The following is a 13,890-nucleotide window of genomic DNA, read 5'->3' as shown; positions in this document are numbered from 1 at the left end:
ATGTTGAAAATAACAGAGTTGGTTGGCGGATACGGAGATAAGAACATCGTCGATGATGTTTCTTTCCAAGTTTCCAAAGGCTCGATGCTTGGGATTTTAGGGCCGAACGGCAGCGGGAAATCCACGATGATGAAATTAATCAGCGGGGTGCTGCCTTTAAAGAGCGGAAAAATTGAAATTGAAGAGAAGACAATCACTGATTTTGGGGCTAAAGAACTCGCCAGGCACATGGCCGTTTTGCCACAGCTTCATGCGCATGCATTTGCCCATACGGTCCGTGAAACGGTATCGCTTGGAAGATACCCGCATCAAAGCGGCTGGTTTTCTTCCTGGTCTGAAGAAGATGAAACGGCTGTAACAGAAGCCATGCGCTTGATGAACATCACGCATTACGAGACTACACAAATCGACCGCTTATCAGGGGGAGAGCAGCAGCGCGTTTTTGTGGCACAGGCATTGGCCCAAAATGCTAAAATCCTGCTGCTCGACGAACCGACCAATCATTTGGACATCAATCATCAAAAAGAACTGCTTGATACCATTAAAAAACAAGCGATTGAAAAAGAATTGACAGTTGTGTCGATTTTCCATGACATCAATATTGCGTCCATGTATTGCGATCAACTTCTGCTGTTGGACCATGGCAAGATTATCCGTATGGGGGAGCCGCACGAAGTGGTGCGGGAACAGGATATTGAAGCCGTCTACCGGACGCGGGTTAGCAACCATCCACATCCAGAGCTTCCAAAACCGCAAGTCACGCTGCTTCCGGGAATAAAGCGGCGGACAGAAGAATGGGAAATCCGTGCCGAAGACTTTGCAGTTTCGCCGAATATGGTGCTTTACCAAAGTGAAGTTCCTCTGAAAACCGTATCTTCAGCTGTCATCAATGCCGGAGCCGGCTGGTTCCGGACATTCATTAATCGCCATGTGGACATGAATTATAATATCGATGACAGTTTGATGGAAATGACAGGATTCATTGAAGAGTTGGGTTTTAAACCTACAGATACTGTCGGAATGATGACGGCTGTACAAACCCAGGATGCTATCGTGAAGGAGTACAAGGCTTCTTTCGGTTCCATCGTCATTGCGGTGACTGCAGGAATTGGAAATGCAGTGGATGTCTCGAAGGCACTTGAACGTGCCATGCAAGTTGGCACGATTAATACGTGGATTATGGTCAATGGCAAATTATCGGATGAAGCTTTTATCCAAGCGATGATTACCGCTACGGAAGCCAAAACAAAAGCGCTTCATCTTGAAGGCGTAATGGATCTGCTGACAAATACGTTAGCGACCGGAACTTCGACTGACAGCTGTTTGGTCGCTGCTACGCAGCAAGGTGAACATTTGCCATACGCTGGCCCGATTACCGAGCTTGGAAAGTTGATCGGAGCAGGGGTATTTGAATGTACAGTGGAAGCAATTGGCTTATACCGCGAGGCGAAAAAGGAATGATCAGCCATATTTTTGCCATTGGACTGGGTCTCATAATCGATCGGATTGTCGGAGATCCACCCGGCTGGCCCCATCCGGTCAGATGGCTGGGAACTTTGATATCAAAGCTGACAGCCAAATGGAACCATCCGCCGAATGCTTTTCGCAACGGTTTTCTTCTCGTCTTAGCCGCCGCTGCGGCAGCTTTTGGAACAGCTTATCTGTTGGTTTCGGGAGCATATGCCGTTCACTGGAGTTTGGGCTTTCTTATCGAAACGATTTTAATCGCTTCCGGCCTGGCACAAAAAAGCTTGCGTGATGCCGCAGAAGACGTGTACCAGCCGCTGATTCAGAAGGACTGGAGCCAGGCAAGGGAAAAGCTGTCCTGGATTGTCGGGCGTGACACCGCTCATTTAGATGAAAGTGAAATTACCCGCGGCGTTGTCGAAACTGTATCAGAAAATACAAGCGACGGTATTACGGCACCGTTATTTTGGGCATTTCTGCTGGGGGCACCCGGATTATGGCTATATAAAGCAGTCAATACATGCGACTCGATGGTGGGCTATAAAAATGAGGACTTTGTGCAATTTGGCTATGCCTCGGCCCGCTTGGATGATGTCTTGAATTTCATCCCAAGCCGCATTACCGGAGCACTGATTCTGCTGACTACCAGAAACAAACGAAATCTCACGATGCGTCAGCGTTTTGCGGAATGGACACGGGACGCCGTCAAGCATCCGAGCCCGAACAGCGGCTGGCTGGAAGCAGCAACTGCTGTTCAGCTGGGCATAGAACTCGGCGGTGTCAATACATACAAAGGAGTCCGTTCAGAACGCGCCCGCATGGGGAAACCCGTTTATGAACTGGAAGCCGAGCATATCAAAGAGGCAGTTCAGCATATGCATATCGCAGCGATTTGGTTTTATATTCTCTTTGCCATAGGAGTGATGATCATTGAATTTGCCTGACCACGGCGCGAACCCGAAAATTTTATATAAACGACTCGGAATGGAAGCGCCTGAAAAAATTCTGGATTTCAGCGAGAACGTTCATCCTTTCGGCCCGCCGGAATTTATTGCAGACTCCTGGCCATCCTTTCAGGACCTGATCCGATTTTATCCGGACCCTGACGGCGAACCGTTCCGAAGCGCAGCAGCCGAGTTCCATGAAGTTGAACCGGATTGTGTCATTACGGGAAACGGGGCAGCGGAAATTTTCACTTGGCTGGCGCGCCGGTACCGCGGCAAGCGGGTGGTCTTGATTGAACCGGCTTTTTCTGAATACCGCAAAACGCTTGAGGCAGAAGGAGCAGAAGTTGTGGCTGTCCAATTAACAGAAGAAAATGGCTGGCGTCTTCAACTGGATGAAGTGGTGCTGGCGTTAAAAGGCTGTGCTGCTGTTTATATCTGCAATCCCCATAATCCGACAGGACTTTTACTGGAACAGCATGTACTGGTGTCAATCGCTGAAGAATGCCGGAATGCAGGATGTGAACTTGTTCTGGATGAAGCCTTTATTGATTTCGCTGGAGAGGAATTTTCGCTGATTCCGCTGCTGGAAACTTTCCCTCATGTCATTATTGTCCGGTCGATGACCAAGATGTATGCCATTCCTGGTCTACGGATGGGCTATGCCATCGGTGAACCGGAAGTTTTGAAGCAGTTGAAACAAGGCGCCGCCCATTGGAATGTGAATGCGATTTCGGCTCAAGTTGGAGCCCGGTGCTTGGGACAACAAACTTACCGGAAACGTGTGATGGAAGCAGCAGGAGTTGAGCGGGAGTCCATGACGCGCTTTTTGGAAGAAAAGGGCTGCACGGCGACAGATTCCGCTGTGAATTTTCTGTCGTTCCGGCTGCCAGCAGATAAAGCACCGGACGCCTTTTTCAATGAAATGCTGGAAAAAGGAATCGTGCTCCGGCACACTAAATCATTTCAAGGGATGGACGGAAACTGGTTTCGCATCGGCATGAAAGCAGCTGTCCAAATGCAGCAACTGCGGGAGGCGATGACACGATGGCTGCGGGACAATTGATATTTGTCAGTGGCGGTGTGCGCAGCGGCAAAAGCGCTTGGGCAGAAAAGTTCATACATAAAACCGATGCCAAGAATAAGATTTACTTGGCGAGCGGACAGGCATATGACGCGGAAATGGAAGAGCGGATTCAGCGCCACCGGCAGGACCGAAAAGATCAAGGCTGGAAAACGATTGAGCAGCCGCTCGATTTGGAGAAAGTTATTCCGGAAATTAGTGCTGGAGATGCGGTGCTGTGGGATTGCGTCACCACTTGGCTTGCCAACGAGTTATATGAAGGCTGGGAGCAAGAGGACCCATGTATAGATAAAGAAGGCTGCATGGAACAAAAATGGATGCATTTACAGGAAACCATCCGGAAAATCCGAAATCAAGCAGAACTTTTTGTCATCGTGTCAAATGAAGTATTGGACGATTTTGTGCGGGATGCTGCCTATCAGCAATGGCTTGGCCAAATTCATCTATGGCTCGTGGCTCAGTCGGACAAGGCATATGAAGTGGAAAATGGAGTCGCTTATAGAAGGAAGTGATGAAATGCACGGAATCATGATTCAAGGAACTTCATCCGATGTAGGGAAAAGTATGATTTGCACAGCGTTTTGCAGATTGTTGGCCGATCAAGGCTATAGCGTGGCACCGTTCAAATCACAGAACATGTCGAATAACTCTTACGTAACGGTACTGGGAGAAGAAATCGGACGGTCACAAGGCGTGCAGGCTGAAGCAGCTGGAATTGTCGCGACCGTAGACATGAATCCGATTCTGTTGAAACCGGAAAGTGGCATGAAATCCCAAGTGGTGCTGTTCGGAAAGAAATTAGAGGCAATGGACGGCATGGATTACCGCAGCCGATTTTATGAACAAGGGCTGACCGCCATTGATCAAGCGCTACTGAATCTCTCAAAAGAGTTTACGCACATCGTGATAGAAGGGGCGGGAAGTCCGGCAGAAGTCAATTTGAATGACCGCGATTTGGTCAATATGGCTGTTGCTGAGCGGGCCGATGTGCCGGTGATTTTAGTGGCTGATATCGAACGAGGCGGAGTCTTTGCTTCAATCGTTGGAACACTGGCGCTTATGCCGAATCCTGAGCGAGTGAAAGGACTGCTAATCAATAAATTCCGTGGAGATATCGGGTTATTTGAAAACGGTATAGCGTTTTTGGAATCTTATACAGGCATTCCGGTTCTTGGTGTGATTCCGTATTTGCCGAATCACGCAATTGAACAGGAAGACTCACTCGGTGTCCGTGAATTAGCGAAAACCGCTTCTCGCCAGCCGATTGATATAGCAGTATTGAAACATCCTTACCTTTCAAATTTTACAGACATCGAAGCGCTGTTAAACGAACCGGATGTATCTATCAGCTGGGTGGAATTTGTCGCAGACTTGGGTGTTCCGGACATTGTCATCATCCCGGGGACCAAGAGCACGATTGCGGATTTACGTTATTGGAAGCAGCAAGAGCTGCAAGAACATCTAAAGTCATTGCCAGATGAATCAAGGATTGTGGGACTCTGCGGCGGCTTTCAAATGTTGGGAGAATGGCTGGCAGACCCTTGTGGCTATGACGGCATGAAAGTGGAACTCGAACAAGGCTTAGGCTTTATTCCGGGCATGGAAACGCAATTCACTGAAGAAAAATTCGTGCAAAGGCGCACCGGCATGGCGCATTTTGAGAAGTCGGGCATAGCTGTAACAGGCTATGAAATTCATACTGGAAGATCGACTTCGGTAAATCCGCCACTGATCCATTACGAAACAGGCAGTGAAGGCTATCAAGACGGCCGGATTCTTGGCACCCATTTGCATGGCTTTTTTGACAGCCCGGACTGCCGCCGTGCTTTCCTGGCGCCGTTCCGGAAAACGAAAAAACTGCCGGAGCCGCCAATTCACGAAGAAATCGACCGCTTTGGACGCTGGGCGCATCATGTGAAACAGCATATTGACTGGCAAGCGGTCGAGCGAATGGTGGAGGCAAGCCAATGATGGGGCATCTTGCAAACGGTTTGGCTTTGGCTTTTCAGTTTTTCTCAGTGATCCCCGTGAGAAAAGAACTGCCTCTTGAAAAGAACGACGTAACGGCAATGTATCTGTCGCTTCCATTGGTGGGGGCCTTGATGGGGAGCTTATCTGCTTTGATTGTTTTTACATTAAGGGATTATACGGAAATGAGTTCCTTGCTCGCAGCATTTGTGGTCATCCTGTTTTTAGTAACAGCGACAGGCGGCCTGCATCTGGACGGGCTTGCTGACGTAGGCGACGCTTATTTTTCGTATCAGGACAAGAAAAAAAGACTCGAAATCTTAGGAGATCCGCGAATCGGCGCTTTTGGTGCTATGGTTTTATTGTTCGCGGTCCTTGGCAAAATCATTGTTTTGTCAGAACTGGTCTACAAAATTCCGCTGGTTTTGCTCATTGTGATTCCTTTTTTTTCAAGAATCGGTTTGCTGATGCTCTTCAGCACAACCAAGACCGCAAAGCAAGATGGGCTGGGCGCTTTTTTCCGCCAGCGTGCCAATGTCAAATGGCTGATTTTAGCGGCTTGCCTTTATCTGCTGATTGCAGCAGGGGTTCTTGTTTATTATGCGGGAGCTGTAAATGGGGCACTTTTTGCCGCCGCTTTCCTGTTGAGCCTCTGGCTTTACCGGAAGTGGTGCCTGCGCCAGTTTGGCGGCGTGACGGGCGACTTGTTCGGAGCTTATATAGAAGGGACTGAATTGCTGTTATGGACGGTGCTTTTATTCTTCATCTGATCCGGCATGCACCAACAAAAGGAAATGGCTTGAAGCAATATATCGGTTGGACCGATGAAGCGATTGTGCCTTTTGGCGTTAAAGAGAATACGGCGGTGCAGGAGGTCTGGGGAAGCGACTTGGCACGTTGCCGCCAGACAGCAGAAATCCTTTTTCCAAACGCTGTTTATCACGAAAATCCAAACTTTCGGGAATGCCATTTTGGGGACTGGGAAATGAAAACGTATGAAGAATTGAAGGACGACCAGAATTACAGGGACTGGATTGATAATCCGATTGAGCAAGCGCCACCTGGAGGTGAAAGTTTGGCGGATGTCATACAAAGGGTGGACGACGCAGTGCGATCTCTTCCTGAAGGCAACGAATTTTATATTGTTGCCCATGGCGGACCGATCCGGTATTTATTGGCCAAAGGAAGTGGGCAGCCGTTTCAGCGGCAAGCGGCACTCCACGGGCAATGCTATACGTTGGCCTGGCAAAGCCGGAAAGCATTCGAGGAGGGAGCGCCATGCATATCGTGTTCGGTGGAGCCTTTAACGGCAAACGCCAATATGTAAAAGAATTATTGGGGAATCGGGAATACATCTGGTATGAAGGAAAGTTGCCGGACCAAGCTGCATCTTTTCTAGTGATTGCCGGAATTGAGGAGTGGGTTAAAGCTCAGCTCGACAAAGGAACAGATGAAAAAGATATTACTAGAGGGATTGAGCAAGCCATTTCATTGCAGCCGATCAATCAGCAAATTTGGATTTTGACCGACATGAACCGGGGCATCGTCCCAGTAGATCCGTTGGAGCGAGAGCTGCGGGATGTGATCGGCCGGCTGTATCAGCATTTATTCAAGAAAGCAGACCATATTACACGGATATGGTACGGTATACCACAAACCATCAAAGGGGCGGATGAACATGAGAATTTATACGAGAACCGGTGATAAAGGGCAGACTAGTTTGATTGGCGCTCGCGCTGACAAAGATGCACCGCGGATTGAAGCTTACGGCACAATTGATGAAGTCAATTCATTTATCGGCAAGGCAATGACCGAACTCGATCCGGAGAAGTTTGCGGATCTGCTGGCTGACTTGGAAGCGATTCAGAACGAATTGTTTGATTGTGGTGGAGATTTGGCGGATGTCCGCAAAGAACCTCAGTATAAAATGACCGAACAGCCGGTGGAAGTGCTGGAATCACGCATTGATGATTTGATGGAAGAGCCGCCACTATTGGAGCGATTCATTTTGCCTGGCGGTTCGCCTGCAGCAGCGACTCTCCACATTGCCCGTACGATTACGCGCCGGGCAGAACGCCAGACAGTTACATTGATGAAAGCGGGGGAAGATTTCCCGCTGGTCGTACAGCGTTATTTGAACCGCTTGTCCGATTATTTATTCGCTGCAGCGCGCGTCGCCAATTCCCGGACTGGTGTTCCGGATAATGAATACGTCCGCAGTGCGAAAGTATTCAGGAACGGCGGACGTGCAAAGAAAAATGACTAATCCATCAACAAATAAAATCACGCTGGCTGCTTTATTCATCAGCTTATCGGCTATCGGCGGCATGTTTAAAATCCCGCTCGGAATCGCATCGATTGCCCTTGATTCCTTGCCGGCTCTTGTAGCAGTTTTGTTCCTTTCCGCACCGCTTGCTGGAACAGTAGCAGCTCTCGGACATTTACTTTCTGCATTATTCGGCGGCATGCCGCTAGGGCCTTTCCATATTATCATTGCGCTGGAAATGTGGGCAGCGGTCTGGCTGTTTGCCAAGCTGCACAATGCAAACAGAACGGCATTGAAATGGCCGATATTCATTATCTGCAACGGCTTACTCGCGGCGATTCCATTTTACTTTCTGTTGTCTCCGGCATTTTTCTATGCGTCAGTACCAGGGCTGCTGTTGGCTGCGACTATTAATGCAGTGGGAGCTGGAATCATTCTGCCGTTTATGAATAAAGTTGGAGAGAAGGTTTTATAATGCGCCATGCATTGCAAGTGGGGGAATGGGTGATTACATCCGACAACTCAGCAGCAATCGGAGAAAAACCGCACGATGTGGTGGCGGCTTCTGATAAAATTACGGCCAAATTTGCTGCACGGGTGGCGCTGCTTGAGCAGTGGGCAGCTGGAAGCGATTCGGAAGCGATCCTGCTGCATAACTTCAGCGGCGAAACCCAATGGAGCCGGTATGTAGAAGGAATCCATGAGCTGTTCGCCGAAATCGGAATCGAAGCGCCTAAAATTGCCGGCAGTTCAGAAACCAATATGGAAACGCTGCAGTCGGGAATAGCGGTGACCATGCTCGGCAGGAGACGCGAGGAAATAAACGCCGAAAGCCTGAAGTGGTTTATTTACGGGATGCCATTGGTCGGCAAAGATGTGCTGGAAAAAAGGGAACAAATTGCGGACATGAAAAAAATTTATGAAGCATTGAAAGAAGGGCTTGTTGCCCGAATTTGGCCGGTCGGCTCGAAAGGCATCGCCATGGAAGCGGAGCTTTTATTCGGCCGGAAAATCTCAATGGCTGCTGAAGTGGACGTAGAAGTTTCAGGGGGACCGGCGAGCTGCGTGCTGATTGGCGTCCAGCCGGAACAGATTGAATCGCTGAAGCCGCATTTCGGCCAATATGTTTTTCCTTTAGATACGGAAGCGCCACGATGAGTGGTGCTTTTTTTAATGAAGTGAAATGCTATGAGCGGAATACGGAGTTCTATGATCGCTTAGCGTAATTCTAAGGGCAGAATGGGAGTTCTATGATCACTCAGTAAGATTCTATGATCAGTCCAGTAATTTAGATGATTATCTACAGTTAATCTTTGAACATTCATAACAAATTATTGGTTCATTTTACTAACCAAGTGTATATAATAAAAAATGAAAACCCTTTCATATTATCTATTGACTGAATGCTCATTCATATTTATTATAGAACATAGTATCGACAATCTTTTATCAGTCACGTAAACTTTGTATAAGGAATTTTTTGAATATACAAACACAAGGGGGATATCACCATGGAGCCATTGCTCATAGCAAACTGGATTTTGTTTCTTGCAGTAACGGTTTATGCAGTTTACCTGTTTCTCTATTTATTGAAAACTAGGTATGATTTCATAAAGCTTGGCAAGAAAGTGGAGTTTGAGGAAAACTTTAAAGAACGTTTCCGCAAAGTCATGGTCAACGTTTTTGGCCAGAAGAAACTATTGAAAGATAAGAAGAGCGGAACGATCCATGTCATATTCTTTTATGGGTTCTTACTGGTGCAGGCAAGTGCCATTGATTTCATCATCAAAGGCTTGGTGCCAGGAGCGCATTTGCCGCTCGGGCCGCTTTATCCGGCGTTCACATTTTTCCAGGAAATCGTTACTTTGACGATCTTGGTCGCTGTCGTATGGGCATTCTATAGAAGATATATCGAGAAATTAGTTCGTTTGAAACGCGGCTGGAAAGCAGGCTTGGTGCTGATTTTCCTCGGCACACTGATGATTTCTGTACTAGTTGGAAATGGTGCAGCCATGATTTGGCAAGGCCATGAAACAGCTTGGACCGAGCCAGTAGCATCTGTATTTGCGACTGCTTTCTCAGCGCTTCCTGTAACTGCGGCAGGCGTTATCTTCTACGCTATGTGGTGGGTGCATCTATTGTGTCTGTTAACATTCCTGGTCTATGTGCCGCAATCGAAACACGCTCACTTGATTTTTGGGCCCGTCAACACATGGTTCCATCGTGTGGACCATGTGGGCCGATTGAAACCGATCAACTTTGAAGAAATGGAAGACAATGAAGACGAAGAGGCCATGCCTTCATTCGGTGTCGGCAAAATCACAGATTTTAGCCAGTCTCAAATGATCGACTTCTATGCTTGCGTAGAATGTGGACGCTGCACAAACATGTGTCCGGCAACCGGTACCGGAAAAATGCTGTCTCCGATGGATCTGATTACAAAACTTCGGGATAACTTAACCAATACAGGTGCGGTCATGACCCGCCAAAAGCCTTGGGTGCCTGCACTCGCATTCAATAACACCAAAGGAAACCAACTGGCGATGGCTGCTGGTGCTGAAGGGGTCAGCATCGACGAACTTTACAGCCCGAGCTTGATTGGAGACGTCATCACAGAAGAAGAGATTTGGGCTTGTACGACTTGCCGCAACTGTGAAGACCAATGTCCGGTAATGAATGAACACGTGGATAAAATCATCGACCTTCGCCGTTATCTTGTGATGACGGAAGGGAAAATGGACAAAGATGCACAGCGCGCGATGACAAACATCGAAAAGCAGGGCAATCCATGGGGCCTTAACCGCAAAGAAAAAGAAAACTGGAGAGATGCACGTCCAGATATCAGCATTCCGACTGTTAAAGAAATGAACAAAGCCGGAGAAGAATTTGAATTCTTGTTCTGGGTAGGCTCAATGGGTTCATTTGACAGCCGCTCTCAAAAAATCGCGTTATCATTTGCCCGATTGATGAACGAAGCTGGTGTCAAATTCGCGATTCTTGGCAATAAAGAAAAGAACTCCGGGGATACACCGAGACGTTTAGGAAATGAATTCTTATTCCAGGAACTGGCGACAGCAAATATCCAGGAGTTTGAAAAAGCGGGAATCAAGAAAATCGTCACGATTGACCCGCACGCCTACAATATCTTTAAAAATGAATACCCTGATTTCGGATTTAAAGCCGAAGTTTACCACCATACGGAAATGCTGTTCGAGTTGGTGCAGGAAGGCCGCTTGAAACCGCAATTCCCGGTAAACGAACGCATAACGTTCCATGATTCCTGCTACCTCGGCCGCTACAACGATGTCTATGACGCACCGCGTGAAATCCTGAAAGCGATCGAAGGCGTAGAATTAGTTGAAATGGTCCGTAACCGCCAGGACGGCATGTGTTGCGGAGCCGGCGGCGGATTGATGTGGATGGAAGAAGATGCAGGCCACCGCGTCAACGTTGCCCGTACCGAACAAGCACTGGAAGTGAATCCGACAATGATTTCTTCCGGCTGCCCATACTGTTTGACCATGTTGTCAGACGGCACAAAAGCGAAAGAAGTGGAAGACAAAGTCGGCACATACGATGTTGCTGAATTGCTTGAAATGGCAGTCATTGGAAATCGCACAGCAGAATTAGAGCCGGAAACCATTCAATAATAATTGCCAAAAGAAAGAAAATTCTATAAGATAGGCTTATAAGCAAGAAAATGAAAGGGAGTGCATCGCTCCCTTTTGTTTTGAATTAAAACCGAGCGAGCGTTCAGTCAATATTTTTAGCGCATCACAATGCGCTAAAAATATTTGCCTCGAAGCTAGCGAAGCGATGCAGAGGCAATAGTTAAATAAAAGCGACGAAGCTAGCAAAGCGATGCAACGCACTTTCATGTTTCGAAACAGCAAAGAAGCGTCTTTTCAACGTTCAGATTAGTTTATCTGCGTTCAAATCAATTTATCGACGTCCAGAAAAAATTATCTGCGTTCAAAAAATTTTATCTACGGTTAATCATTATTTATCTTCGTTTACGTCAACTGTTACCGTTTTAGGCGAAGAATTATAACAAGCATAATTTTTTTGCACATAATTGAAAACGTTTACAAAGGGAGGAAGAAAGATCATGGCAAAAACAGTGATTATCGATGGAGCACGTACAGCATTCGGGAAGTTTGGGGGCAACTTAAGCACTTTATCGGCAAGTGAATTAGGGGCAGAAGCGATTAAAGCAGCAATGAGCCGCGCGGATATCCAACCGGAAGAAGTGCAGGAAGTGATCATGGGGAATGTACTGCAAGCTGGCCAGGGACAAATTCCATCACGCCAAGCAGCGAAAAAAGCGGGAATCCCGTACAACGTCAAATCAGAAACCATCAATAAAGTATGTGCTTCCGGCATGCGCAGCGTTACGCTTGCAGACCAAATCATCCGCTTGGGCGATGAAGAAGTGATCGTGGCAGGCGGCATGGAATCGATGTCGAATGCACCATATTATTTGCCGAGAGCACGTTGGGGACTTCGCATGGGGGATGCGCAAGTAGTTGACGGCATGGTCCATGACGGATTGTCTTGTTCATTCCATCCGGACCGCGTCCATATGGGGACTTACGGCAACTCGACAGCTGAAGCATTCGCATTGACGCGTGAAGCACAAGACGAATGGTCTGCCCGTTCGCATGAACGCGCGGTAAAAGCGAAAGAGTTATTTGCAGAAGAAATCGTAGCGATTGAAATTCCGCAGAAAAAAGGCGATCCGATTACAGTCGATTTCGATGAAGCACCGCGTGCCAATTCAACTATTGAAGCGCTGGCGAAACTGAAACCGGCGTTCGGCAAAGACGGCACCATCACAGCCGGCAACGCTCCAGGCATCAACGACGGAGCAGTAGCGCTTGTGTTGATGAATGAAGAGCGGGCACAAAAAGAAGGGAAAAATGTATTAGCCCATATCTTGGCACATACAGAAGTGGCGATTGACCCGCATCGTTTCCCGGAAACTCCAGGAATCGTCATCAATGAATTATTGAAGAAAACAGGCAAAGCGCTCGACGACATCGATTTGGTGGAAATCAACGAAGCCTTCGCAGCAGTAGCGTTGGCAAGTTCGCAAATTGCGAACCTGGACGCGGAAAAAGTGAACGTCAATGGCGGCTCTGTTGCACTTGGCCATCCAATCGGGGCGAGTGGAGCACGCATCATTTTGACACTTGCATACGAATTGAAACGCCGCGGAGGCGGTATTGGAATCGCAGCCATCTGTTCAGGCGGCGGGCAAGGCGATGCAATCATGATTGAAGTTCCGAAACAGGAGGCAAACTGACAATGGCGATTCAAAATGTAATGGTAATCGGAGCCGGCCAGATGGGTTCCGGCATTGCACAAGTTTGTGCACAATCAGGTTTTAATGTGAAATTGAATGATATGAAACAAGAAGCATATGACCGCGGCATCGCGGTAATTACGAAAAATCTGTCACGCAATGTAGAAAAAGGACGCATGACGGAAGAAGAAAAAACGGCTGTTCTTGGCCGTATTTCTTCTTCCCTTGATTTGAAAGATGCACATGATGCAGACATTGTCATTGAAGCAGCAGTGGAGAACATGGAAATCAAACACAGCATCTTCAAAACCTTGGACGAAGTAGCTCCAAAGCACGCAATTCTGGCTTCTAATACATCTTCACTTCCTATTACGGAAATCGCAGCCGTCACAAACCGGCCGGAACAAGTGATTGGCATGCATTTCATGAACCCGGTTCCGGTTATGAAACTGGTTGAAATAATCCGTGGCCTGGCAACAACAGATGAAGTTTATAAAACCGTTGAAGAAATGACTGTGAAATTAGCCAAAACTCCAGTGGAATGCAACGACTTTCCAGGATTCGTTTCAAACCGTATTCTAATGCCGATGATCAATGAAGCGATTTTCACCTTGCAAGAAGGCGTAGCCACCAAAGAAGCGATTGACAACATCATGCGCCTCGGGATGAACCACCCGATGGGCCCGCTCGAATTGGCAGATTTCATCGGGCTTGATACATGTCTTTATATCATGGAAGTGCTGCATGATGGATTTGGCGACAGCAAATACCGCCCAAGCCCGCTTTTGCGCCAATATGTGAAAGCTGGATGGCTCGGCAAGAAAACAGGGCGTGGTTTCTATGAATACAGTTAAAT

Annotated in this window: 14 protein-coding genes; all 14 read left to right on the top strand. The window is 47.7% G+C overall.

What is annotated here, in order from left to right:
• Nucleotides 1-1,461, top strand: a complete 1,461-nt coding sequence (locus tag ACSFXN_RS01700; RefSeq protein ID WP_437148471.1) for an adenosylcobinamide amidohydrolase — start codon at nt 1-3, stop codon at nt 1,459-1,461.
• Nucleotides 1,458-2,411 (top strand): adenosylcobinamide-phosphate synthase CbiB, encoded by a 954-nt coding sequence (gene cbiB, locus ACSFXN_RS01695; RefSeq protein ID WP_437148470.1) that lies wholly within the window; start codon nt 1,458-1,460, stop codon nt 2,409-2,411. Before ACSFXN_RS01700 ends, cbiB begins: the two co-directional genes overlap by 4 nt.
• Nucleotides 2,398-3,477, top strand: coding sequence for a threonine-phosphate decarboxylase CobD (gene cobD, locus ACSFXN_RS01690; RefSeq protein ID WP_437148469.1), 1,080 nt, complete (start codon nt 2,398-2,400; stop codon nt 3,475-3,477). Before cbiB ends, cobD begins: the two co-directional genes overlap by 14 nt.
• On the top strand, nt 3,459-4,007 hold the full coding sequence (locus ACSFXN_RS01685) for a bifunctional adenosylcobinamide kinase/adenosylcobinamide-phosphate guanylyltransferase (protein WP_437148468.1): 549 nt from the start codon (nt 3,459-3,461) through the stop codon (nt 4,005-4,007). Before cobD ends, ACSFXN_RS01685 begins: the two co-directional genes overlap by 19 nt.
• Nucleotides 3,970-5,466 (top strand): cobyric acid synthase, encoded by a 1,497-nt coding sequence (locus tag ACSFXN_RS01680; RefSeq protein ID WP_437148467.1) that lies wholly within the window; start codon nt 3,970-3,972, stop codon nt 5,464-5,466. The genes ACSFXN_RS01685 and ACSFXN_RS01680 overlap by 38 nt, the downstream gene beginning before the upstream one ends.
• Nucleotides 5,463-6,233: an adenosylcobinamide-GDP ribazoletransferase gene (cobS, locus tag ACSFXN_RS01675; RefSeq protein WP_437148466.1), complete on the top strand. Its 771-nt coding sequence runs from the start codon at nt 5,463-5,465 to the stop codon at nt 6,231-6,233. Before ACSFXN_RS01680 ends, cobS begins: the two co-directional genes overlap by 4 nt.
• Nucleotides 6,206-6,790 (top strand): histidine phosphatase family protein, encoded by a 585-nt coding sequence (locus ACSFXN_RS01670; RefSeq protein ID WP_437148464.1) that lies wholly within the window; start codon nt 6,206-6,208, stop codon nt 6,788-6,790. The genes cobS and ACSFXN_RS01670 overlap by 28 nt, the downstream gene beginning before the upstream one ends.
• Nucleotides 6,742-7,167, top strand: a complete 426-nt coding sequence (locus ACSFXN_RS01665; protein WP_437148463.1) for a bifunctional adenosylcobinamide kinase/adenosylcobinamide-phosphate guanylyltransferase — start codon at nt 6,742-6,744, stop codon at nt 7,165-7,167. The genes ACSFXN_RS01670 and ACSFXN_RS01665 overlap by 49 nt, the downstream gene beginning before the upstream one ends.
• The gene (locus ACSFXN_RS01660; RefSeq protein WP_437148462.1) at nt 7,142-7,729 is read left to right on the top strand and encodes a cob(I)yrinic acid a,c-diamide adenosyltransferase; all 588 of its coding nucleotides are present in this window, start codon (nt 7,142-7,144) and stop codon (nt 7,727-7,729) included. The genes ACSFXN_RS01665 and ACSFXN_RS01660 overlap by 26 nt, the downstream gene beginning before the upstream one ends.
• Nucleotides 7,710-8,204, top strand: coding sequence for an ECF transporter S component (locus ACSFXN_RS01655; protein ID WP_437148460.1), 495 nt, complete (start codon nt 7,710-7,712; stop codon nt 8,202-8,204). The genes ACSFXN_RS01660 and ACSFXN_RS01655 overlap by 20 nt, the downstream gene beginning before the upstream one ends.
• Entirely contained in the window at nt 8,204-8,887 is a 684-nt protein-coding gene (locus tag ACSFXN_RS01650; protein WP_437148459.1) for an alpha-ribazole-5-phosphate synthase, read from the top strand. Before ACSFXN_RS01655 ends, ACSFXN_RS01650 begins: the two co-directional genes overlap by 1 nt.
• Before the next feature lie 353 nt (nt 8,888-9,240).
• Nucleotides 9,241-11,379, top strand: coding sequence for a heterodisulfide reductase-related iron-sulfur binding cluster (locus tag ACSFXN_RS01645; protein WP_437148457.1), 2,139 nt, complete (start codon nt 9,241-9,243; stop codon nt 11,377-11,379).
• Between the two features lie 458 nt (nt 11,380-11,837).
• Entirely contained in the window at nt 11,838-13,034 is a 1,197-nt protein-coding gene (locus ACSFXN_RS01640) for an acetyl-CoA C-acetyltransferase (protein WP_437148456.1), read from the top strand.
• A gap of 2 nt (nt 13,035-13,036) precedes the next feature.
• On the top strand, nt 13,037-13,888 hold the full coding sequence (locus ACSFXN_RS01635; RefSeq protein ID WP_437148454.1) for a 3-hydroxybutyryl-CoA dehydrogenase: 852 nt from the start codon (nt 13,037-13,039) through the stop codon (nt 13,886-13,888).
• Nucleotides 13,889-13,890 lie beyond the last annotated feature (2 nt).

Origin of the sequence: Planococcus sp. 1R117A (assembly GCF_051417975.1) — a bacterium.
Classification (GTDB): domain Bacteria; phylum Bacillota; class Bacilli; order Bacillales_A; family Planococcaceae; genus Planococcus; species Planococcus shenhongbingii.
Note: the sequence above shows the minus strand (reverse complement) of the source record. Positions and strands in the feature narration are given on the sequence as shown.

Bases quoted from the DNA above. Each gene is read 5' to 3' on its own strand.
- ACSFXN_RS01635 (WP_437148454.1), top strand. From the start codon at position 13,037: ATGGCGATTCAAAATGTAATGGTAATCGGAGCCGGCCAGATGGGTTCC.
- cbiB (WP_437148470.1), top strand. From the start codon at position 1,458: ATGATCAGCCATATTTTTGCCATTGGACTGGGTCTCATAATCGATCGG.
- ACSFXN_RS01670 (WP_437148464.1), top strand. From the start codon at position 6,206: ATGGACGGTGCTTTTATTCTTCATCTGATCCGGCATGCACCAACAAAA.
- ACSFXN_RS01650 (WP_437148459.1), top strand. From the start codon at position 8,204: ATGCGCCATGCATTGCAAGTGGGGGAATGGGTGATTACATCCGACAAC.
- ACSFXN_RS01645 (WP_437148457.1), top strand. From the start codon at position 9,241: ATGGAGCCATTGCTCATAGCAAACTGGATTTTGTTTCTTGCAGTAACG.
- ACSFXN_RS01700 (WP_437148471.1), top strand. From the start codon at position 1: ATGTTGAAAATAACAGAGTTGGTTGGCGGATACGGAGATAAGAACATC.
- ACSFXN_RS01640 (WP_437148456.1), top strand. From the start codon at position 11,838: ATGGCAAAAACAGTGATTATCGATGGAGCACGTACAGCATTCGGGAAG.
- ACSFXN_RS01665 (WP_437148463.1), top strand. From the start codon at position 6,742: ATGCATATCGTGTTCGGTGGAGCCTTTAACGGCAAACGCCAATATGTA.
- ACSFXN_RS01680 (WP_437148467.1), top strand. From the start codon at position 3,970: ATGAAGTGGAAAATGGAGTCGCTTATAGAAGGAAGTGATGAAATGCAC.
- cobS (WP_437148466.1), top strand. From the start codon at position 5,463: ATGATGGGGCATCTTGCAAACGGTTTGGCTTTGGCTTTTCAGTTTTTC.
- ACSFXN_RS01685 (WP_437148468.1), top strand. From the start codon at position 3,459: ATGGCTGCGGGACAATTGATATTTGTCAGTGGCGGTGTGCGCAGCGGC.
- ACSFXN_RS01660 (WP_437148462.1), top strand. From the start codon at position 7,142: ATGAGAATTTATACGAGAACCGGTGATAAAGGGCAGACTAGTTTGATT.